The sequence below is a fragment of the Porphyrobacter sp. ULC335 genome, from assembly GCF_025917005.1.
Taxonomy (GTDB): Bacteria; Pseudomonadota; Alphaproteobacteria; order Sphingomonadales; family Sphingomonadaceae; genus Erythrobacter.
The window spans coordinates 1662844-1681839 of record NZ_CP078091.1 but is presented as its reverse complement, the minus strand read 5'-3'; the positions used below and the strand labels follow the sequence as shown (position 1 = coordinate 1681839).

At 66.3% G+C, this 18996-nt stretch carries 19 protein-coding genes; 4 read left to right on the top strand and 15 right to left on the bottom strand.

From position 1 onward, the window contains the following. Position 1: 1 nt before the first annotated feature. The 3 genes from KVF90_RS07965 to KVF90_RS07955 all read right to left on the bottom strand — a co-directional run bounded on the left by KVF90_RS07965 (position 2) and on the right by KVF90_RS07955 (position 4675). Positions 2 to 2278, bottom strand: a complete 2277-nt coding sequence (locus KVF90_RS07965) for a BamA/TamA family outer membrane protein (RefSeq protein ID WP_264394313.1) — start codon at positions 2276 to 2278, stop codon at positions 2 to 4. 67 nt (positions 2279 to 2345) lie between these two features. Beyond that, entirely contained in the window at positions 2346 to 3203 is an 858-nt protein-coding gene (locus tag KVF90_RS07960; protein WP_264394312.1) for an arginyltransferase, read from the bottom strand. 209 nt (positions 3204 to 3412) lie between these two features. Continuing rightward, positions 3413 to 4675 carry a threonine ammonia-lyase gene (locus tag KVF90_RS07955; protein WP_264394311.1) on the bottom strand — a complete coding sequence of 421 codons (1263 nt, stop codon included), beginning with the start codon at positions 4673 to 4675 and terminating at the stop codon, positions 3413 to 3415. A gap of 152 nt (positions 4676 to 4827) precedes the next feature. Between KVF90_RS07955 and KVF90_RS07950 the strand changes: the two genes are divergently transcribed. Continuing rightward, the gene (locus KVF90_RS07950) at positions 4828 to 6480 is read left to right on the top strand and encodes an amidohydrolase (RefSeq protein ID WP_264394310.1); all 1653 of its coding nucleotides are present in this window, start codon (positions 4828 to 4830) and stop codon (positions 6478 to 6480) included. Here KVF90_RS07950 and tatC read toward each other — a convergent pair whose 3' ends face one another. The 9 genes from tatC to KVF90_RS07905 form a co-directional block, all read right to left on the bottom strand. Further along, the gene (tatC, locus tag KVF90_RS07945; RefSeq protein ID WP_264394309.1) at positions 6481 to 7290 is read right to left on the bottom strand and encodes a twin-arginine translocase subunit TatC; all 810 of its coding nucleotides are present in this window, start codon (positions 7288 to 7290) and stop codon (positions 6481 to 6483) included. Further along, a complete protein-coding gene (gene tatB / locus KVF90_RS07940; RefSeq protein WP_264394308.1) occupies positions 7283 to 7726 on the bottom strand; it encodes a Sec-independent protein translocase protein TatB in 444 nt (147 codons plus the stop codon). The genes tatC and tatB overlap by 8 nt, the downstream gene beginning before the upstream one ends. Positions 7727 to 7764: 38 nt before the next feature. Continuing rightward, positions 7765 to 8013 (bottom strand): twin-arginine translocase TatA/TatE family subunit, encoded by a 249-nt coding sequence (locus KVF90_RS07935; protein WP_264394307.1) that lies wholly within the window; start codon positions 8011 to 8013, stop codon positions 7765 to 7767. A 107-nt stretch (positions 8014 to 8120) separates the two neighbouring features. Next, positions 8121 to 8759 carry an SMC-Scp complex subunit ScpB gene (scpB, locus tag KVF90_RS07930; RefSeq protein ID WP_264394306.1) on the bottom strand — a complete coding sequence of 213 codons (639 nt, stop codon included), beginning with the start codon at positions 8757 to 8759 and terminating at the stop codon, positions 8121 to 8123. Further along, positions 8756 to 9544, bottom strand: coding sequence for a segregation and condensation protein A (locus KVF90_RS07925; protein WP_264394305.1), 789 nt, complete (start codon positions 9542 to 9544; stop codon positions 8756 to 8758). Before KVF90_RS07925 ends, scpB begins: the two co-directional genes overlap by 4 nt. Next, positions 9541 to 10563 carry a beta-N-acetylhexosaminidase gene (nagZ, locus tag KVF90_RS07920; protein WP_264394304.1) on the bottom strand — a complete coding sequence of 341 codons (1023 nt, stop codon included), beginning with the start codon at positions 10561 to 10563 and terminating at the stop codon, positions 9541 to 9543. The genes KVF90_RS07925 and nagZ overlap by 4 nt, the downstream gene beginning before the upstream one ends. Positions 10564 to 10644: 81 nt before the next feature. Beyond that, the gene (locus tag KVF90_RS07915) at positions 10645 to 11337 is read right to left on the bottom strand and encodes an SPOR domain-containing protein (protein WP_264394303.1); all 693 of its coding nucleotides are present in this window, start codon (positions 11335 to 11337) and stop codon (positions 10645 to 10647) included. A gap of 40 nt (positions 11338 to 11377) precedes the next feature. Continuing rightward, the gene (gene argS / locus KVF90_RS07910) at positions 11378 to 13126 is read right to left on the bottom strand and encodes an arginine--tRNA ligase (RefSeq protein ID WP_264394302.1); all 1749 of its coding nucleotides are present in this window, start codon (positions 13124 to 13126) and stop codon (positions 11378 to 11380) included. Between the two features lie 218 nt (positions 13127 to 13344). Beyond that, positions 13345 to 13995 carry a hypothetical protein gene (locus KVF90_RS07905; protein ID WP_264394301.1) on the bottom strand — a complete coding sequence of 217 codons (651 nt, stop codon included), beginning with the start codon at positions 13993 to 13995 and terminating at the stop codon, positions 13345 to 13347. Positions 13996 to 14067: 72 nt separating this feature from the next. Here KVF90_RS07905 and ispH point away from each other — a divergent pair, with 72 nt between their 5' ends. The 3 genes from ispH to rnhA are packed head-to-tail and all read left to right on the top strand — an operon-like array spanning position 14068 to position 16522. After that, positions 14068 to 15045: a 4-hydroxy-3-methylbut-2-enyl diphosphate reductase gene (gene ispH / locus KVF90_RS07900; protein ID WP_264394300.1), complete on the top strand. Its 978-nt coding sequence runs from the start codon at positions 14068 to 14070 to the stop codon at positions 15043 to 15045. Between the two features lie 21 nt (positions 15046 to 15066). Then, positions 15067 to 16035: a homoserine kinase gene (locus KVF90_RS07895; RefSeq protein ID WP_264394299.1), complete on the top strand. Its 969-nt coding sequence runs from the start codon at positions 15067 to 15069 to the stop codon at positions 16033 to 16035. 28 nt (positions 16036 to 16063) lie between these two features. Further along, entirely contained in the window at positions 16064 to 16522 is a 459-nt protein-coding gene (gene rnhA / locus KVF90_RS07890; RefSeq protein ID WP_264394298.1) for a ribonuclease HI, read from the top strand. 122 nt (positions 16523 to 16644) lie between these two features. Here rnhA and KVF90_RS07885 read toward each other — a convergent pair whose 3' ends face one another. From KVF90_RS07885 to KVF90_RS07875, 3 genes are read right to left on the bottom strand one after another with little or no spacing between them, the layout of a single operon-like run. Further along, positions 16645 to 16821, bottom strand: coding sequence for a YegP family protein (locus tag KVF90_RS07885; protein WP_081095341.1), 177 nt, complete (start codon positions 16819 to 16821; stop codon positions 16645 to 16647). A 59-nt stretch (positions 16822 to 16880) separates the two neighbouring features. Further along, on the bottom strand, positions 16881 to 17990 hold the full coding sequence (locus tag KVF90_RS07880; protein ID WP_264394297.1) for an NAD(P)/FAD-dependent oxidoreductase: 1110 nt from the start codon (positions 17988 to 17990) through the stop codon (positions 16881 to 16883). Continuing rightward, positions 17987 to 18937, bottom strand: a complete 951-nt coding sequence (locus KVF90_RS07875) for an alpha/beta fold hydrolase (RefSeq protein WP_264394296.1) — start codon at positions 18935 to 18937, stop codon at positions 17987 to 17989. The genes KVF90_RS07880 and KVF90_RS07875 overlap by 4 nt, the downstream gene beginning before the upstream one ends. Positions 18938 to 18996 lie beyond the last annotated feature (59 nt).

Here is an 18996-nt window from a genome sequence, read left to right as displayed (position 1 = left end):
ATCAGAACGCCTGCCCGAGGCTTACATAGACCACCACCGGGCTATCGAATTCAGTCGGATTGAGCGGCGCGGCAACGTCCACGCGGATCGGGCCGAAGGTGGTCTTGTAACGGATGCCGATGCCTGCGCCGAAGCGGATTTCGTCGAAATCGGGCGTCGATCCGCGTGCCACCGATCCGCCGTCGATGAAGGGCACCACCTCGATAGCGCCGCTGAACAGCGGGGTGGGAATGCGGGCTTCCAGCGCGAATTCGACCAGCGAGGCGCCGCCGGTAGGGTTACCCTCCTCATCGCGCGGGCCGACACCCTGGAAGCCATAGCCACGCACCGAGGCACCGCCTCCGCCGTAAAGCCTGCGCGAAGGTGCGATGTCCTCGATCCCGGCGCCCTGGATCGTTGCCGCGCGCACACGGCCCGCCATCACGATGTCGCCGAAGGACTGGTAGTAACTCGCATCCCCCTGCGCGCGCAGATAGAAGCTTTCCGACCCGTCCGAACGCGATGCCTCGGGCGCGAGGAACAGGGTGGCGCGGTAGCCTTCGGTCGGGTCGAGCAGATCGTCGCTACCATCCAGTGTCACGCTGCCGAACAGCCCGCCGATCAGATAGGTCTGGCGCGGCACCGGCGCACCTGGCGCGATCCGCACATCGCGGTTGCGTTCATCGGTGTAGAGCAGCTCGCCGCCAAGCTGCCAGCTGAGCGGTTTCTGGAACAGGAAGTTCGACACCTTTTCGAAGGTGCCGCGCAGGCCGAACCCTCGGGAGTCCACCGCCTGCGTGGTGATGTCGCTGGCAAACAGATCGACCGAGAGCACCTGATCGCGCCCGCGGAAATTGTTGCGGCGCACGCCCACGCTGGCGAGCGCCTCGCGCGTGCCCAGGATGCCGCGCAGCCGCAGCGCGCCTTCAGGCGGGAAGAGGTTGCGGTGTTCCCAGCGCCCCTCGACCTTCAGCCCGTCCTCGGTCCCGTAACCGATCGCGCCTGCGATGGTGCGCACCGGCGCGCGTTCGAAATCGACGTCCAGTGCAACCTCGCCCGGCTGGCCATCCTGCGGCGCGCGGGTTTCGCGCGGGGTAACGGTCACGCTGGAGACGAGCCCCGTGGCGATGATCGCGCGGCGCAGGTCGGTTTCGAGGCTCTGCTGGAACACGTCGCCATCATCGAAGCGGGCAATGCGCGACAGGTGGCGGCCGGACAGGAAGCGCGGATCGCCGCTGACCACCGGACCGAACACATATTTACCCTTGGGCTGGACATCCAGCGTCAGGTCGCCTTCGATCCGGGCGTGGTCGATCAGCAACTCGGGTTCGGCCACCTCGGCAAAGGGATAGCCGGTTTCGCCCAGGGCCACGCGCAGTTCGAGCTCACGTTCGACGATGCGGTCTGCATAGAGCGGGTCGCCCGGCTTGATCCCGAAGGCCGCCAGCAAGCGGCTCGCATCAGGCTCGGGCAAGGCCGGAAGCGCGCCGAGATCGATCCGCCCGAAGCGGTAACGCGGCCCCGGAAGGATATCGAACCGCACGCTGGGTTCACGCGCGGCGGCTTCGGCGGCGTCATCGCTGCCCGCTTCGTCGGCGCTTCCCGCGCGGCGACCGCCTGAAAGCTGGCGCACCGCCTCGCCATCGTAATAGCCATAGGTGCGCAGGATATCGCCGAGCAGTTCCTCATCGGCGCGGGCGCGGGCTGCGACTTGCGGCGCGGATTCCACGCCATCATCCAGCGCGCGCAAGGTCGACAGGTCCTTGAAGCGCTGCGCGAATTCCTCACGTTCGGGGAAGGCCTCCTCGGCGGCGGGCAGCGCCAGCACGAGCGTGCTGCTGACCCGCGTTTCCGTGAGTTCGGGAAGCTCGGCCAGAACCGGGGCCGCGATGCTGGCGAGTTCCTCAAGCGCGGGATCGGATGGCAGCGGCTCGGGCTCTTCCAGTGCGAAATCGGCAAAGGTGCCGTCGATCGCCGGCAGCGCGTCCGGGTCTGCCGGGGAAGCAAGCGCCGTCAGGGCGTCATCGGTAAAGGGATCGGACGCATCAGCCAGCGGGTTGTCAGGCACCACCACCACGGCCGATGGGTCAGCAACCCCGGCAGCCGCCCAGACATCGGGATTGGTTACGGCATCTTCGGGGATCAGAAGGTCGAGCGATTCGGGTACCGGTTCGGGCTCGGCCGGAGTCTGGATGATGAGCGGTTCGCTGTCGTCACGGGCCTGGAGGTTGGCGTCAGGACGCGCGGCTTCTTCCGGCGCGGCCTGTTGCACGGCCGCAGCCGCGGGAACAGCGCTCAACGCCAGCGACGCCGGACCCAATCCTGCAACAATAGCGAGACCGAGCGTGGATCGCCGTGCCGAAGCCTCAGCTGGCGGGGAACTTGACAGGCTGGCCATCCTTGCCCCGCGCGCCCGTTCCCATTTCGGCAAGCTCCGCATCCTGCCCACGGCGCGGCGCGGTGGCCGCAGCGATCAACTGGTGCTGCTGGTCAGCCTCCATGAGCTGCCAGCCTTCCCGCGTCAGCCGCTCAAGCGGGCGATAGCGAACCTTGTATTGCATGCGCGGACTGCCTTCGACCCAGTAACCCAGATAGACGTAAGGCAATGCCTCAGCCGCGGCGCGGCGGATATGATCGAGGATAATAAAGTTGCCCAAACCGGCGCGGGTCGGGTGATCGGGTTCGTAGAAGGAATAGATCATCGACAGGCCATCGCCCTGCCGGTCGGTCAGGCAGGCGCCGATCAGACGGCCGGGCTTTCCGTTCGGCCCCGGCTCGCGATATTCGGTGACGACGCTGTTGACCGGCGTGTGTTCGATCATGTCGGCATAATCGAGTTCGTCCATCGCCGACATGCCGCCATCAGGGTGGCGCTGGCCGAGATAGCGGGCGAGCAATTCAAACTGTTCATCGGTGGCCCAGGGGCGGCATTCGGTGACGATCAGATCGCTGTTCCGCTTCAGATCACGCTTCTGCGTGGCCGAGGGCTGGAACTCTCCGGCGAGAACGCGCACCGAAACGCAGGCCTGACAATCGAGGCAGGACGGGCGATAGGCGACCGTCTGGCTGCGGCGGAAGCCGATGCGCCCCAGCGCTTCGTTAAGCTGGTCTGCATGGGCGCCCTTCAGCTCGGTGAAAACCTTGCGCTCGCTGCGGCCCGGCAGATAGGGACACGGCGCGGGGCTCGTGACGAAGAAGCGGGGGAAGCGGATCGGAGCCGTCACGGGTGGGGCCTGTCCTTTGAGCGCTGAATCGCGGATGCGGAAAGTGTTAAGAAAATCTTATGCCCGCACCCTCGCTCCGGTAAAAGTCCCTTAACCATGAAAATGTCGCGAAATATGCGCAGACCTTCGCAATCTGCCGCAAACGTCAGCCAAAGCGGCGCAAACCGGGGGGAAAGCCCGGTGCGCGCGCGTGGAAACTGTCCGCTTGTTTAGCCGAGTTCGACCAGCTGCACCGAATAGCCATTTGCTCGCAGCCCTTCGACCAGCCGGTCGACCTGCTCGGCATCGCGGGCCTCGCATTCGATATCGGTGATCAGGCCCTTGGCCGGCAGCGTGGTGAAGATGCGCTGGTGGTAGATCTCGATGATGTTGACGTTGTGCTCGTCAAACAGGCGCATCACCCGGAACAGCGCGCCGGGGCGATCCTGAAGCGTGATGCGCAGCCGCGCGAGACGGCCCTGCCGCGCCAGATCGCGCAGCAGCACGTTGGCGAGCAGCCGCGTGTCGATATTCCCGCCGCACAGTGCAAGGCCGATGGTCTTGCCTGCGAACCGCGCGGGGTTGCGCAGCACAGCAGCGAGGCCCGCCGCGCCCGCGCCTTCAACCACGGTCTTTTCGATCTGGAGCAGCAGCGCGACCGCCTTCTCAAGCGCGGGCTCATCAACCAGCAGAATGTCGTCGACCTTCTCGGCAATTACCTTGGAGGTGAAATCACCCGGCACCTTGACCGCGATGCCTTCAGCCAGCGTATCGCCGCCGCAGGGAAGGTTTGCGCCCTTTATGCGGTCGAACATGCTGGGGAACAGGCCAGCCTGCACGCCCACCACCTCGATATCGGGATTGAGCGCCTTGGCGACGGTCGCCATGCCCGAAATCAGCCCGCCCCCGCCAATCGGCGTGACGATGCAATCGAGATCAGGCTTCACCGTCAGCATTTCCAGCGCCACCGTGCCCGCGCCTGCGGCCACGTGCGGATCATCAAACGGGTGGACGAAGGTCAGGCCAAGCTCGCCTTCGAGCTTCCTTGCGTGGGCATAGGCTTCGTCGAAGGTCTCGCCTTCCAGCACCACCTTGCCGCCAACGCTCTCGGTCTGCATCACCTTCACCGTCGGAGTGGTGCGCGGCATGACGATGGTGACCGGCACGCCCAGCCGGGTGCCGTGATAGGACAGACCCTGCGAGTGGTTGCCTGCCGAGGCGGCGATCACGCCCCGATTGCGCTGCTCCTGCGTCAACAGCAGCAACGCGTTCAGCGCGCCGCGTTCCTTGTAGGCGGCGGTGAACTGGAGGTTTTCGAACTTCAGCCAGATATCCGCGCCGGTAATCTCCGACAGGGTGATCGAGTGCATCATCGGCGTGTTGACCACCGCGCCCGCAATCCGCGCGGCAGCGGCGCGGACGTCTTCGATGGTAAGGTCGGCCGGAGTGGCGGCGGCGCCCTTGGGGTTCGATGAGGCAAGCTGTGTCGACATGATGCCAGGGCGATTAGAGGCTTGGCGAGCCGAGGGCAATCAGCGACGCGCCGATTTCAGGAAAGGATTTCCTGTGCGGGTGAAAGTTGGCAAGCGCGCAGCAACGCGATAGGCACCGCGGCTCAACGCTTTCCCTTGCCTCAAGGACACCCATGCTGCGCACCGTCTCTGCCGCTTTGGCCGCCGTCACCGCCCTCGCACTTGCCGCGCCTGCCTGGGCGGACACGCTGGTGGACAATGTCGATGGCATCACCATCGATGCCGAGGGCAAGGTGAAGCGTTTCAACGGCATCGTCTTCGACGAGGACGGCAAGGTGACCGAGGTTCTGGCGCGCGGGGACAAGCGCCCGCAGGTCGATTACCGCCTCGATGGCGAGGGGCGCGTGATGGTGCCGGGCATGATCGACGCGCATGTCCACGTGATGGACATCGGCTTTGCCGCACTGACGCTCGACCTGTCGCAGACCACCTCGCTCGAAGACGCGCTAGCGAAGATCAAGGCCTTTGCCGAAGCCAATCCCGGCCGCCCGTGGATCATCGGGCGCGGCTGGAACCAGGAGAAGTGGGGCCTCGGCCGCTTCCCCACTGCTGCCGAGTTGGACGCGGTGGTCTCCGACCGCCCGGTGTGGCTCGAACGCGCGGATAATCACGCCAACTGGGCGAACAGCCTCGCCATGCAGACCGCCGGGATCACCGCCAAGACACCCGATCCCGCCGGTGGCAAGATCATCCGCGATGCCAAGGGCAATCCGGCGGGCGTGTTCGTCGACAAGGCGGTGCCGCTGGTTGGCGCAGTGGTCCCCGCCCCGCGCCCGGAAGACCGCGATCTGGCCTTCGCCGCTGCGCAGGAGGTGCTGCTGGCCAAGGGCGTCACCGCCGTTGCCGATATGGGCACCAAGCCTGCCGACTGGACGACCTTCCGCCGCGCGGGCGACGAAGGGCGGCTGCAAATCCGCATCATGTCCTATGCCGACAGCATCGAGACGCTGGAGCTGATGGCCGGACCGCAGCCGACCGCATGGCTTTATGACGACAAGCTGCGCATGGGCGGGATCAAGCTGTTCCTGGATGGTGCGCTAGGATCGCGCGGGGCAAGTCTCAAGGAGCCCTATGCCGACGATCACGGCACGCGCGGCCTGCCGCTACTCTCGCCCACCCAGCTGCGCAACCTGATGAGCCGCGCGGCGATGGACGATTTCCAGACCGCCGTTCACGCCATCGGCGATGCCGCCAATGCCGAGGTGCTGGGCGCGATCGAGGAGCTTTCGGAAAGCTACAAGGGCGACCGTCGCTGGCGGATCGAGCACACGCAGATCGTCGATCCGGTCGATCTGTCGCGCTTGGGCCAGCACGGGGTGATCGCCTCGATGCAGCCGCTCCACCAGACCTCCGACCGGCTGATGGCCGAAGTGCGGCTCGGTCCGGACCGGCTGGACGGCGCCTATCCTTGGCGCTCTGTGCTCAAGGTCGGAGGACGGCTGGCGTTCGGCTCGGATGCTCCGGTGGAGCCTGCTGACCCCTGGGCCGGCATGGCGGCCGCAATCAGCCGCACCGATGCCAAGGGTGAGCCCTTCGGCGGGTGGTTCCCCGAAGAAACCGTCAGCCGCGAAACGGCGCTCGCCGGATTCACCGCCGATGCCGCCTATGCCGGATTTGCCGAGGGGCGCTTCGGCCGCCTGATCCCGGGCGAGCGCGCTGATTTCCTGTTCGTGGACCGCGACCCGCTGTTCGCCTCGCCCGAGGCGCTGCGGGAAACGAAGGTGCTTCAGGTATGGGTCGGCGGGGTGAAGGTGCGCGGGGAGTAACTACTCCGCCGCCGCCTTCTCGGCCGCGAGTTCCGCCTCGCGCGCGGCCTTGTCGGCCAGCACGGCCTTTTCCTGGAAGCGCATCAGCAGCAGCGATGCTTCGAACAAGAGCCACAGCGGCACTGCCAGCACGATCTGCGAGCCCGGATCGGGCGGTGTCACGATCGCGGCGATGATGAAAATGCCGACGATCACATAACGCCGCGCCGCCACCATCTGATCGCGGCTGACGATGCCTGCACGGTGCAGCAGCAACAGCAGCACCGGCAAAAGGAAGGTCAGCCCGAAGGCGAGGATGAACTGCATGACGAGGCTGAGATAATCGCCCGCACTCGGCAGCGCCTGCACGTCGAGTCCACCCGTCATCCCGCCGAAGCCGAGGAAGAAGGTGAAGGCGACGGGCATCACCACGAAATAGGCCAGCGATGCCCCCGCCGTGAACAACACCGGCGTGGCGAACAGGAACGGCAGAAACGCCTTCTTCTCGCGCGCATAGAGGCCCGGGGCAACGAAGGCCCACAGCTGGTTGGCGATCACCGGGAAGCTCACCATGAAGCCCGCAAACAGCGCGACCTTCAACTCGACGAAGAACACTTCGGGCAGCTTGGTAAAGATCAGCTGGCCCTGCCCTGCGGGGAAGGCTTCCTTGAGCGGCCGGACCAGAATGCCGAGAATCTCGTCGGCGAAATAGAGGCAGATCGCAAAACCCACGCCCAGCGCCAGCAAAGCGCGGATCACGCGGGTGCGCAGTTCGATCAGGTGGTCGAGCAGCGGCGCGCGGCTTTCGTCCAGATCGTCGACCTTAAACATCGCTCACGCCTTTGGGGCTCGTGTCTGGTGCGGGCACCTGTGCCAGAGGCTCAGCCACCGCTTCCACAGGCGGTGTATACACCGCCGGGGCTGCGGTTACGTCCACTGGCGCTGCTACGGGCGTGGGCGTCTCGACCGGCGCCGTATCGATGGGAGGCGGGCCCGTCATCACCGGCGCGCCAGCTTCGGCTTCGGTCAAGGCGGCGGAACGGCGCATGATTTCTTCGTTCTGCGCCTTCCACTTCTTTTCCATTTCCTCCAGCTCGGCCTCGCGCACCATGGTGTCGATGCCGCTGCGGAAATGTGCCGACATACGCCGCATCTTGCCGATCCAGCGGCCAGCCGTGCGCATCGCAAGGGGCAGGTCTTTGGGCCCGATCACCACCACCGCGACGATCAGGATGACCAGCAACTCTCCGATGCCGACATCAAGCATATGGGGTGCGCCTGCGCCGCCGGGTCAGTGGAGGGCGATCAGGTGCCGCTGCTGTCGGTCTTGTCGACCGAGACCGGAGCCGGAGCCGCAGTTTCGCCCGGAGCAGGAGCCGGCGGATCGATCCGCGCGGCCTTGGCGGCGGTCTCCTCGGTTTCGCTCAGGCCCTTCTTGAAGCTCGAAATGCCCTTGCCGAAATCACCCATCATCTCGGCAATGCGGCCGCGACCGAACAGGATCAGCACGATCAGCAGAACGATGACCCAATGCCAAATCGACGAAAAACCCATGGTCTCAACTCCTGAACTGCGGCGGGGGGCAAGGTGTGCCGCATGGCCGGGGGCGGCCCCGGCGTTCGCTAGTGCGTCATTTAGGCCAGACTTGCGTGAATTGCGAGTCAGTCTGCCAGATTCTCGTCGTCCGGCAGATCACTTTCGTCAGGCTCCTTGTCCGGATCTTCATCCGGATCGAAGCGCATCGATGCTTCCAGCGCCTCGTCGACCGGATCGAGCAGCCCTGCGGCGCGCAATTCGTCGATGCCGGGCAGGTCGCGGCGGCTGGCAAGGCCGAACTGGTCAAGAAATTCGGGCGTGGTCGCGTAGATCACCGGGCGGCCCGGCACCTCACGCCGGCCTGCGGGGCGCACCCAGCCCGCCTCCATCAGCACATCCAGCGTCCCCGCGCTGGTCTGCACGCCGCGGATCGATTCGATCTCCGCGCGGCTGACGGGTTCGTGATAGGCGATGATCGCGAGCACTTCGGTGGCGGCGCGGCTGAGGCGGCGCACCTGCTCCTTCTCGCGGCGCAGCAGGTGAGCCAGATCGGGCGCGGTCTCGAAATGCCAGCGGCCGCCACGCTCGACCAGATGCACGCCGCGCGCGCGGTACCGCGCTTCGAGCAGGCGCAGTGCTTCGCGGACGTCGCCATGGGCAAGCCCGCCGAGATGCCCGGCCAGCGCCTCGACAGTCATCGGTTCCTCGGCCGCGAACAGCGTCGCTTCCACCGCGCGTTCTAGGGTGCCGGGCTCTTCGCTCATGCTGCGGCGGCATCCTTCAGGCGGCGGATGCGCAAGGGGGCGAAGGCACCCTCCTGATCGAGTTCCGCCCGGCCCCGCTTGGCCAGTTCCAGCGCCGCGACGAAGCTGGAGGCCAATGCCGAGCGCTTCAGTTCCGGCGAGGCGTGGGGCGGCAGAAAATCGCGGATCTCCATCCATTCCAGCGTCACGCCGAGCATCGCCGAGACGCGCTCAAGCGCGCTGTCGAGCGTCATCACCGGGCGATTGGCAACGTGATAGATGCGCGGCGCGGTGCGCGCTTTCACCTGCCCATAGGCCTGAATGACGCTGAACAGATCGCTGCGCCACACGGTCTTGCGGTCGGTGCGCAGCCCTTCTGGCGCGCCGCGCAGGAACACATCGCGCCCGATCCGGTCGCGCCCCATCAGCCGCGCCGCCGCCTCACGCATCGCGCCGAGGCGTTGCAGGCGCAGTTGCAGGCGCAGCGCGAGTTCTTCGGGCGAAGGATCTTCCTGTTCGGCCTTGGGCAGCAGCATCGCCGATTTGAGGTAGGCGAGCCACGCCGCCATCACGAGGTAATCGGCGGCCAGCTCCAACTTCATCGCACCGGCACGCTCGATATAGGTGAGGTATTGATCCACCAGCGCGAGGATCGAAATCTGGCGCAGGTCGACCTTCTGCCGCCGCGCCAGATCAAGCAGCAGATCGAGCGGCCCTTCCCACCCGTCCAGCGCGAGATAGAGCGCGTCGGTATCCTGACGCCCCGCTTCGGGCGGGAACATGAAGGGTTGATCGTCGGCCATCATGCAGCAGTTCCGGCGAGCGCCAGCAGGGCGTCGCGCTTTGCCAGCAAGGTTGCGGCCTCGGGTGCGATCGACGGCGCAACCCGCGTGCCTGCCAGCGCCCGGTCAAGCCGCGCCGCGGTGGCATCGGACATGGCAGGGAGCACATCGCAAATGCCCGTCATGTCGTCCATTTTCGCCCAGCAATTCAGAATGATGTCACAACCCGCTGCGTGCGCGCGGGCGGCGCGTTCGGGGATGGTGCCGCCGAGCGCTTCCATATCGATATCATCGGTGAGCAGCAGGCCATCGAAGCCGATCTGACCGCGGATCACGTCGCGGATCACGGTGGCGGAGAGCGTCGCGGGGTTCTCGGCATCCCAAGCGGTGAAGACGAGGTGGCCGGTCATGCCGATAAGTGCATGATTCAGCGTGCGGAACGGCGCAAGGTCATCCTCAAGCTCAGCCGCGCTGGCGGTGACGGTGGGAAGCGCCTTGTGGGTGTCGACATCGGTTCTGCCGTGCCCGGGCATATGCTTGATGCACCCCGCCACGCCGCCTGCGGCCAGCCCTTCGAGCACCGCGCGGCCCAGCGCTGCGACTTGCATCGGGTCGCTGCCGAAGGCGCGGTCGCCGATCACGTCATGCGCGCCCGGCACCCTCAGATCGAGCGGGGGGTGATAATCGACCGTGATGCCCATCGCGGAGAGTTCCAGCGCCATTGCGGTGGCGTTGGCGCGCGCTGCCTCTATGGCGCTGGCGGGGGCGATATCGTAAAGCTTCTCAAAGACTTGGCCTGCCGGATAGCCTGCCCAATGCGGCGGTCTGAGCCGCGCCACGCGCCCGCCTTCCTGATCGATCGAGACCAGCAGCCGGTCGCGCCCGTGGATGCTCCGAAGATCATCGGTCAGGGCGCGCAGCTGTTCGGGATCGACGCAATTGCGCCCGAACAGGATGTAGCCCGCAGGATCAGCCTCGCGGAAGAAGGCGCGTTCGTCCGCTGTCAGATGCGGGCCGGAAAGGCCGAAGATTGCCGGAATCATGCCCGCAAATTCGCACTCAACGGGGGGTCTAGCAAGGGCAAGAGGGGGTCAAGAGCGGGGAAAAGCGCCTCTGAAGGCCCCTTACTTCACCTGACAGTCGACCCCGTCAGCTTTCAGCGCGGCGCACAGCCGGTCGGCCTCGGCGCGGCTGCCGGTCACGGCCTGCAAGCGATAGACCGTGCCGATATCGACCTTGCCTTCGACCACCCGGTACTTGACCCCGGTCAGCGCGTCGGTGCGGCGGGACACATCGGTCCATCCCTGCTCGGCGCGGGCGCGGGTGCCGTAGGCGGCGAGCTGGACGCCGACGCCGGCCACAGGGGCAGCGCTGGGCGAGGTGGCAGGCACCGGCTTGGTCGCGGCGGCCGAGGGCGTCGCCGCAGGGCCGGGGAGCGGCGGCATCGGCGCATCGGCGACGACCGCCGGACGCGAACCGCCCTCGCCCACCACGGGAGCGACATTGCCCGTTCCGGCGAATTCCTTGCCGCCCGGATCATCGGGGCGCTGCTTGATCGGCCCGGCGGGCGCAGCGATCACGCTGCCATCGGCCACAGCCTCGCCGCCCACCGCGCGGTTCGAGACCCACCACACGCCGCCAACCACGACGCCGAGCAATGCCACCAGCCCTGCGGCAAACAGCATGATCTGCCCGGTATCGAGCCCGCCCGCTTCCTCGTCCTCCTCGTCGGATTCGAGCCAGGGCAGACTGTCGGTATCGGCGAGATCAAGCTCGCCGTTGCCTTCGTCCAGTTCCTCGTATTCGGCATCGATCATGGCGACTTCTTGTGACCCCCGCGAAGCAGAATAGCCTCGATTACATGCTCTCGACAGCCTCGACGCCAAGCACGCCGAGACCGCCCTTGATCACTTGCCCGATTGCCGCCCCAAGGAAAAGTCTTGCCGCGGTCAGCTCTGCATCCTGTTCCACGATGAAGCGCTTTTCCGGGCGGTCGTTACCGAGGTTCCAGTAGGAATGGAGGTCGGCGGCCAGATCATAGAGGTAGAAGGCGATCCGGTGCGGTTCGCGCGCACGCGCTGCAGCCTCGATCTCGCGCGGGAACTGCGCGGCGCGGGCGACCAGCGCCAGCTCCTCGGTTCCAAGCCGGTCGAGCGCGGCGTCCGACGGCGTGACACCCGCTTCCGCCGCCTTGCGCAGCGTCGAACGGATCCGGGCATGGGCGTATTGCACATAGAAGACCGGATTGTCCTTCGACGCTTCGACCACCTTGTCAAAGTCGAAATCCATCTGCGCATCGGGCTTGCGGGTCAGCATGGTGAAGCGCACCACGTCCTTGCCCACCATGTCGACAACGTCCGCCAGCGTCACGAAATTGCCCGCCCGCTTGGACATCTTGAACGGCTGGCCGCCCTTCATCAGCTGCACCATCTGGACCAGCTTGACCTCGAAGGGCTTGGGCGTAGCGCCATCGGCACTGGTCAGCGCGGCGACAGCGGCCTTGATCCGCTTCACCGTGCCTGCATGATCCGCGCCCCAGATATCCACCAGCGCATCGGCGGTCTGGGCCTTCTGGAAGTGGTAGGCGAGGTCCGCGCCGAAATAGGTCCACGCGCCGTTCGACTTCTTGATCGGGCGATCCTGATCGTCGCCGAACTTGGTCGAGCGGAACAGCGGCAGTGCTACCTGCTCCCAATCTTCCGGCGGGGCCTTGCCCTTGGGCGCTTCGAGCACGCCGTCATAGACAAGGTCATGTTCGCGCAGCCAGGCTTCGGCGGCATCGACCTTGCCCGAGGCTTGCAGTTCAGCCTCTGACGAGAACAGGTCGTGCTTGATGCCGAGGGTCGCCAGATCGTCGCGGATCATGTCCATCATCGCTGCCACAGCGCGGGTGCGGAACAGGATCAGCCAATCGCCCTCGGGCGCGGCGGCGTATTGGTCGCCAAACTCGGCGGCGAGTTTCTGGCCGATATCGACGAGGTAGTCGCCCGGATACAGACCTTCGGGGATGGTGATTTCCTGCCCAAGCGCCTCGAGATACCGCAGGTGCACCGAGCGGGCGAGCACATCGACCTGCGCGCCCGCGTCGTTGACGTAGTATTCGCGGATAACCTTGTGCCCGGCAAATTCGAGCAGGCTGCCAAGCGCATCGCCCACCACCGCGCCGCGGCAATGGCCCATGTGCATCGGGCCGGTGGGGTTGGCCGAGACATATTCGATATTGACGCGGGTGCCGCCGCCCATGGCCGAGCGGCCATAATCCGCGCCAAGAGCGGCGATCGCGGCGAGCTCATCAAGCCATGCCTGCGGAGCGAGGCGCAGGTTGATGAAGCCCGGCCCGGCGATCTCGGCGCTGGTGATGGTGGGGTACGCAGCCAGCTTGGCGGTGATCGCCTCGGCCAGCGCGCGCGGGTTCATGCCCGCCCCCTTGGCCAGCACCATCGCGGCGTTGGTGGCCAGATCACCATGCGACGCATCGCGCGGCGGCTCCAGCGTGACGTTGGCGAAGCTGGTGCCAGCAGGCAGCACGCCATCTGCGACCAGATCGGTCAGCACGGTTTCGATCAGCGCGGTGTAAGCGGCGTAAAGGGTCTTGGGTTGGGTCATCGGTTTCTCGTGCGTATGGCGCGGAGTATCGCGCGTGCAAGATAGGAAGCGGGGTCCCGGGTCAAGCCCGGGACGAGGGAAGAACGGCACCTAAAGCCCCCTCTTTTTCAAAGGAGGGGGTTGGGGGTGGTTGCGAGCGAAGCGAGCCACGGGAGCGCGGTGCTGTGCACCGCGCCACCACCCCTCGATCCCCTCCTCTGAAGAGGAGGGGAGGTTCCTTACCTCGTTACATTATAGCGCAGCTGGGCTTCGGTCAGCTGGAAGCCGACCAGCATTTCGAAGCGGGTGCGGGCAATCGCCGCTTTCACTTCGGGATCGGCGAGCGGATCGAGCGCTGCCTCGGCATCGCCCGCGCGTCGTCGCTTGGTGATCTTCTGGCGGATATCTTCCGGCAGGGCCGCATCGGCGCGATTGATGAAGCCGCCCGCCTTGGCCGTGGCGCTGGCGCGCTCCTGCCCGTCGGCGAAAGTCAGCGTGACGGTGCCGACGCGCTTGGACACCACGGCGGTGCCGCCGCGCAGCACAGTGACGAAGTACGGCAATTCAACCGAGCGCGCGCCGCGCGTATCAGTGCGGCGCGCGTTCACGGTGAAGCTCGCCTCGGAATAGATCTTGTCGGCGGTGTCGTTGCAGGTGGCGCGCAGGTCGGTCATCGCCGCGCTGACATCAAGGCTGGCGACAGTCGTGTCATCGGCGGAGCGGAAGGTCGTGACGTCGCCGGTATAGTCGGGAATGCCGACCGAAGGGCACAGCGTCAGCACGCTGGCAATCCCCACGCCCTGATCGATCACCAGCTCGCCCTCGTTCGAGCAGGCGGACAGCGCAGCCACGAGGCCAAGCGCGGTAAGGGAGCGTGCACGCAGCATCATTGAAAGCCGTCCTCGAATTTACGATCCCGAGCGCCCTAGCGAGGACCTGCGGAAAGCGCTAGGGGTAGCGACATGAACGCGCCCTTTCCCGCCTCCGATGCCGATATGGCAACTCGTCCGCCCCTCAACCTGCTGATCGCCGCGCCGCGCGGTTTCTGCGCCGGAGTCGACCGTGCGATCGAAATCGTCGAGAAGGCGCTCGAACGCTATGGCTCGCCGGTCTATGTCCGGCATGAAATCGTCCACAACAAATATGTGGTCGAAGGGCTGAAGGCGCAGGGCGCGATCTTTGTCGAGGAACTGGACGAAGTGCCCGATGATGCGCCGGTGGTGTTCAGCGCCCACGGCGTGCCAAAGGCGGTTCCGGCCGAAGCCAAGCGCCGCAAGCTGCTGTATGTCGATGCCACCTGCCCGCTGGTCAGCAAGGTCCACCGTCAGGCCGAACGCCAGATCGAGAAAGGCCGCCACATCATCTTCATCGGCCACGAAGGCCACCCCGAAGTGATCGGCACGATGGGCCAGGTCGAGCCCGGCCAGATGACACTGGTGGAGACGATCGAGGATGTGGACAAGCTGCCCTTCGATTCCGACGAGGCGCTGTCCTACCTCACCCAGACCACGCTGTCGGTGGACGACACCCGCGAGGTGATTCAGGCGCTCGAATGGCGCTACCCCAACATCTCCGGCCCGCGTGCCGAGGACATCTGCTACGCCACTTCCAACCGTCAGGCGGCGGTCAAGGAACTGGCGCAGGATTGCGATCTGGTGCTGGTGATCGGCTCGCCCAATTCCTCCAATGCGCTGCGGCTGGTGGAAGTGGCCGAACGGCTCGGCACCCCGTCCAAACTGATCCAGCGCGCCAGCGAGATCGATTTTGCATGGCTCGACGGGGTCGAGACGCTGGGCCTGACCGCAGGGGCCTCAGCGCCTGAAATTCTGGTGCGCGAAGTGGTCGATGCGCTCGCCGCCTATCGCCCGATCAGCGAAAAGACGATCACCGCCGCCGAAGAGAAGATGGTCTTCAAGCTGCCCCGTCAGCTGACCGAATAGGCTGGCGGAAGGCGGCAACCGGTGGCGGTCTATACCCATCTGGGCGCGGAAGACCTTGCCCGGCTGATCGCGCAATATGACGTGGGCGATCTGGTCATGGCCAAGGGCATTGCCGAGGGCGTGTCCAACTCCAACTGGCTGATCGAGACGACCGGCAGCGGAACAAGTGGCACCCGCTTCATCCTGACGCTCTACGAACGGCGGATCGATTATGCCGATCTGCCCTATTTTCTCGACCTGCTCGATCATCTGGCGGGCAAGGCTTGCCCCGTGCCGCGCACCATGCACGACCGCGACGGCGCGTCCTTCCGCATGGTCGAGGGCAAGGCGGCGGCACTGATCGAGTTCCTGCCGGGCGTCTCCCCCACCCGCCCCACGCCCGCACAGGCGCGCGCCGTGGGCGAGGTGCTGGCGAACCTGCATCTGGCCGCGCAGGATTTCCCGCGGATCCGCGCCAATGCGATGGACTTCGCCGCGAGCGCCGCGATTCTGGAGGCTTGCGGGGCGGAGCGGCTGGCGACCATCAATGCCGCTCTGCCCGCCATGCTGGATCATGCCCGCGCCGCCGCCGCGCTCGACCTGTCGGCGCTGCCGCCGTCGCAGACCCACACCGATCTGTTTCCCGATAATGTGCTGATGCTGGGCGATCGGGTAACGGGGCTGATCGATTTCTATTTCGCCTGCACCGGACCGATGGTGCTCGATCTGGCGGTGACCCATGCCGCATGGTGTTTCGACGGGGACAATGCCTATCGCGCCGATTGCGGCGCAGCGCTGGCCGAGGGCTACCAGTCCGTGCGCCGCCTTACGCCCGAAGAGCGCGCAATCTTCGCTGACGTCGCCAAGGGTGCGTGCCTGCGGTTTGTCGCCAGCCGTGCCGAGGACTGGCTCGACACGCCCGACGATGCGCTGGTCACCCGCAAGGACCCGATGCAATTTGCGGCGCGCTGGGCGTTCTACCACAACCATGGCGCGGGCCTGCTTGCCTGAAAGCCCCTCGCCGCCCTAGGGGGCTGGCATGAGACAGGTCGACATCTTCACCGACGGCGCGTGCAAGGGCAATCCCGGCCCCGGAGGCTGGGCCGCGATCCTGCGCAGCGGCGGGCACGAGAAGGAGCTGGTCGGCGGCGAGCCCGAAACCACCAACAACCGCATGGAAATGACCGCGGTGCTGCGCGGGCTGACTGCGTTGAAGGAGCCCTGCACCGTCACCGTCCACACCGACAGCCGCTATGTCATCGACGGGATGACCCAGTGGATCTTCGGCTGGCAGAAACGCGGCTGGATGAATGCGGCGAAAAAGCCGGTCGCCAACGAGGATCTGTGGCGCGAACTGATAGCTGCGGCGCGCCCGCACAAGGTATCGTGGGAATGGGTGAAGGGCCACTCCGGCCACCCCGAAAACGAGCGCTGCGACGCGCTGGCGAGCGCGGAGGCGGCGCGGCAGGCCGATCCGGGGTCAGCGTTCAAGCATTAGGCCCGCTTCGTCATTGCGAGGAGCCGGAGGCGACGCGGCAATCCATGGCCGAACCGCGCCACGCGCGGAAACGTCAGACCATGGATTGCTTCGCCTGCGGCTCGCAATGACGAGCAATGCAATCAGCTGTTGTCTTCGACCTCGGCGTCGGGGCCGTTCTTCTTGATCGAATCAATCGCGTTCTGCGCGCTCGCCTTGCTTGAATAGCCCTGCGTCGAGAACATCACTTCCGAATTGTACTTGAAGCGCACGCGAAACTCGCCCGCGTTGTCTTTGTAGATTTCAAACTTGTGCGCCATCGGTGGCCTCTCCCTTTCGTTAAACCAGATTAGGAAATGGCAGATCGGGGCGACCTTGCCTAGGCCGATTGTAGCGCTACCGCCAAGCGCGACGGAGCAAAACTGGAGGGATCAATCTCCGCCGTCATTGCGTCAGGCCCGTGTCCAAGCAGCACCTGCGCGCCCAGCCGCGCGGCGGCGGGGGCGGTCTGGATGCCGAACCCGCCCTGCCCGGCAAACCAGAAGAAGCCCTCGGCGCCCGGATCGAAGCCATAGACCGGCATCCGGTCAGGCGCGAAGCTGCGCAGGCCCGCCCAGCGGCGCTCCACCGCCTCGATCCGCCAGTCGGTGACGTTCTGGAAGCGGTCGATGGCGATGGCTACGTCGATCTCCTCGGGGGCGGCGTCGCACGGCTCGCTCGGGATTTCGTCATGGGGGGACAGCCAGAGCCGCCCCGCATCGGGCTTGAAATAGAAGCCGCCGCCGATGTCGAGCACCAGCGGCAGATCGGCAGGCGCGTGCGGTGCCACGCGCAGCACCGCGACAGTGCGGCGGCACGGCGCGATCCCGACGGGGCGTACGCCAGCCAAGCGCGCAACCTCGTCTACCCATGCCCCCGCCGCGTTGACGATGGTTGCCGCGCGCCACGTCTCGCCGCGCGCGCCGGTGATCGTCCACGCTCCGCTCTCGCGGACAAGGCCCGCGGCCTGCGCGCGCGTTGCGACCTCGACTCCGAGTCGCCGCGCCTGGCCCAGATAGTGCTGGTGCAGTCCGGCAACGTCGATATCGGCGCAGGCTGGCTGGTAGAGCGCCTCGCTCCACTCAGCCCGGATATGCGGCACGCGGTCCGCCAGCGCGGTAGGCGACAGCGGCTCGATGTTCACGCCGGTTCCGGCATAGCTGGCGCGGAAGGCGTCCATCGCCGCGCGGTCTTCGGCGCGCCCGACATAAAGCGCACCGCGCGGGGTGAGGAAACCGTGTTCGGCGAGGTAAGCGCCCGAAGCGCGGGTCAGCGGCACCACGCCGGGGCCGCCGTAGCATTCCTCCCAGAAGGCGGCTGACCGCCCGGTGGCGTGATAGCCCGGCGCGTCCTCTGCCTCGATCAGCAGCACGCGGGCATGGGGGGCAAGTTCGGCCGCGATGCTCGCACCTGCCATCCCTGCGCCGATCACGGCGACATCGTAGATCATGCCGCCGCAGCTCTCCGCGGTGCCGAGCGGTCGAGGAAGTCCGCGATCACGCCCGTGATCCGCCCGCGCACCGAATCGACTTCGCGCAGCACCTCGTGATGCGCCTCGGCGCCGAGCGCGAGAATCTCGCCCCTCGGCAAGCGCGCGGCGGCGCGCAGATTGGCGGGGTGGCTGACCAGCTTGTCCGACGCGGTCGAGACGATCAGCACCGGAACATCGACGCCTTCAAGCGCGCCGGGCTTTTCCAGCTCCATCCACGAGGCGTAAGCCCGCTCGACCCAGCGCCAGCTGGCCGGACCCATCACCAGCTGCGGGCGATTGTCACGCCACCATTGCTCGTCGGCATAGCGGACGGGATCGTGGGTGAGCAGGTTGGCGCGCTTTGCCGGAAGCTCGCCCGGCTTCTCGCTCCACTTCCACGCCTGACGCGCGGGATCACCAAGGCGGCACATCGTCCGCGCCACCGCATGGAGGATTGGCAGGGGAAGCGGCGGGCCGTTCATGCCGGTCATCGGCGCGCTCAGCACGACCGCATCGGGGGTTACGCGCTTCGCAACCAGCGCGCGCAGCACCACGTGCCCGCCCATCGAATGCGCGGCGAGCACATGCGGCCCCGGCGTTTCGGCGGTCCAGCGCTGCCACAACAGCGCCAGATCATCGATCCAGGTGCCGAAATCATCAATATGGCCGGTGACCGCGTCCTTGCCGAGTCGTCCCGAACCCGCCTGCCCCCGCCAGTCCGATGCTGTCACCCGCCAGCCGGCGCGGTGCCATTCGTCCAGCGTCTCGAGATACTTTTCGTAAAAGTCGCCGCGCCCGGGCAGGAACAGGATCGAGCCGCGCGGATGCTCGCCGCCCGGCCAGTCGATACGGCGGATGGCGTGCCCGTCGCCAGCGGCCCAGGTGCTTTCCTGCGCGTAGGGGGGAATGGCCCGGCGGTCGATCATCGCATGGCTCCCATAATCGCGCGCCTGTGGCTGAAGAGTGTGGTTACTATTTGGTAAGT

Coding starts and splice junctions, on each gene's coding strand:
- KVF90_RS07955 (WP_264394311.1), bottom strand. CDS start 4,675: ATGTCGACACAGCTTGCCTCATCGAACCCCAAGGGCGCCGCCGCCACT.
- KVF90_RS07950 (WP_264394310.1), top strand. CDS start 4,828: ATGCTGCGCACCGTCTCTGCCGCTTTGGCCGCCGTCACCGCCCTCGCA.
- tatC (WP_264394309.1), bottom strand. CDS start 7,290: ATGTTTAAGGTCGACGATCTGGACGAAAGCCGCGCGCCGCTGCTCGAC.
- tatB (WP_264394308.1), bottom strand. CDS start 7,726: ATGCTTGATGTCGGCATCGGAGAGTTGCTGGTCATCCTGATCGTCGCG.
- KVF90_RS07935 (WP_264394307.1), bottom strand. CDS start 8,013: ATGGGTTTTTCGTCGATTTGGCATTGGGTCATCGTTCTGCTGATCGTG.
- scpB (WP_264394306.1), bottom strand. CDS start 8,759: ATGAGCGAAGAGCCCGGCACCCTAGAACGCGCGGTGGAAGCGACGCTG.
- KVF90_RS07925 (WP_264394305.1), bottom strand. CDS start 9,544: ATGATGGCCGACGATCAACCCTTCATGTTCCCGCCCGAAGCGGGGCGT.
- nagZ (WP_264394304.1), bottom strand. CDS start 10,563: ATGATTCCGGCAATCTTCGGCCTTTCCGGCCCGCATCTGACAGCGGAC.
- KVF90_RS07915 (WP_264394303.1), bottom strand. CDS start 11,337: ATGATCGATGCCGAATACGAGGAACTGGACGAAGGCAACGGCGAGCTT.
- argS (WP_264394302.1), bottom strand. CDS start 13,126: ATGACCCAACCCAAGACCCTTTACGCCGCTTACACCGCGCTGATCGAA.
- KVF90_RS07905 (WP_264394301.1), bottom strand. CDS start 13,995: ATGATGCTGCGTGCACGCTCCCTTACCGCGCTTGGCCTCGTGGCTGCG.
- ispH (WP_264394300.1), top strand. CDS start 14,068: ATGAACGCGCCCTTTCCCGCCTCCGATGCCGATATGGCAACTCGTCCG.
- rnhA (WP_264394298.1), top strand. CDS start 16,064: ATGAGACAGGTCGACATCTTCACCGACGGCGCGTGCAAGGGCAATCCC.
- KVF90_RS07885 (WP_081095341.1), bottom strand. CDS start 16,821: ATGGCGCACAAGTTTGAAATCTACAAAGACAACGCGGGCGAGTTTCGC.
- KVF90_RS07880 (WP_264394297.1), bottom strand. CDS start 17,990: ATGATCTACGATGTCGCCGTGATCGGCGCAGGGATGGCAGGTGCGAGC.
- KVF90_RS07875 (WP_264394296.1), bottom strand. CDS start 18,937: ATGATCGACCGCCGGGCCATTCCCCCCTACGCGCAGGAAAGCACCTGG.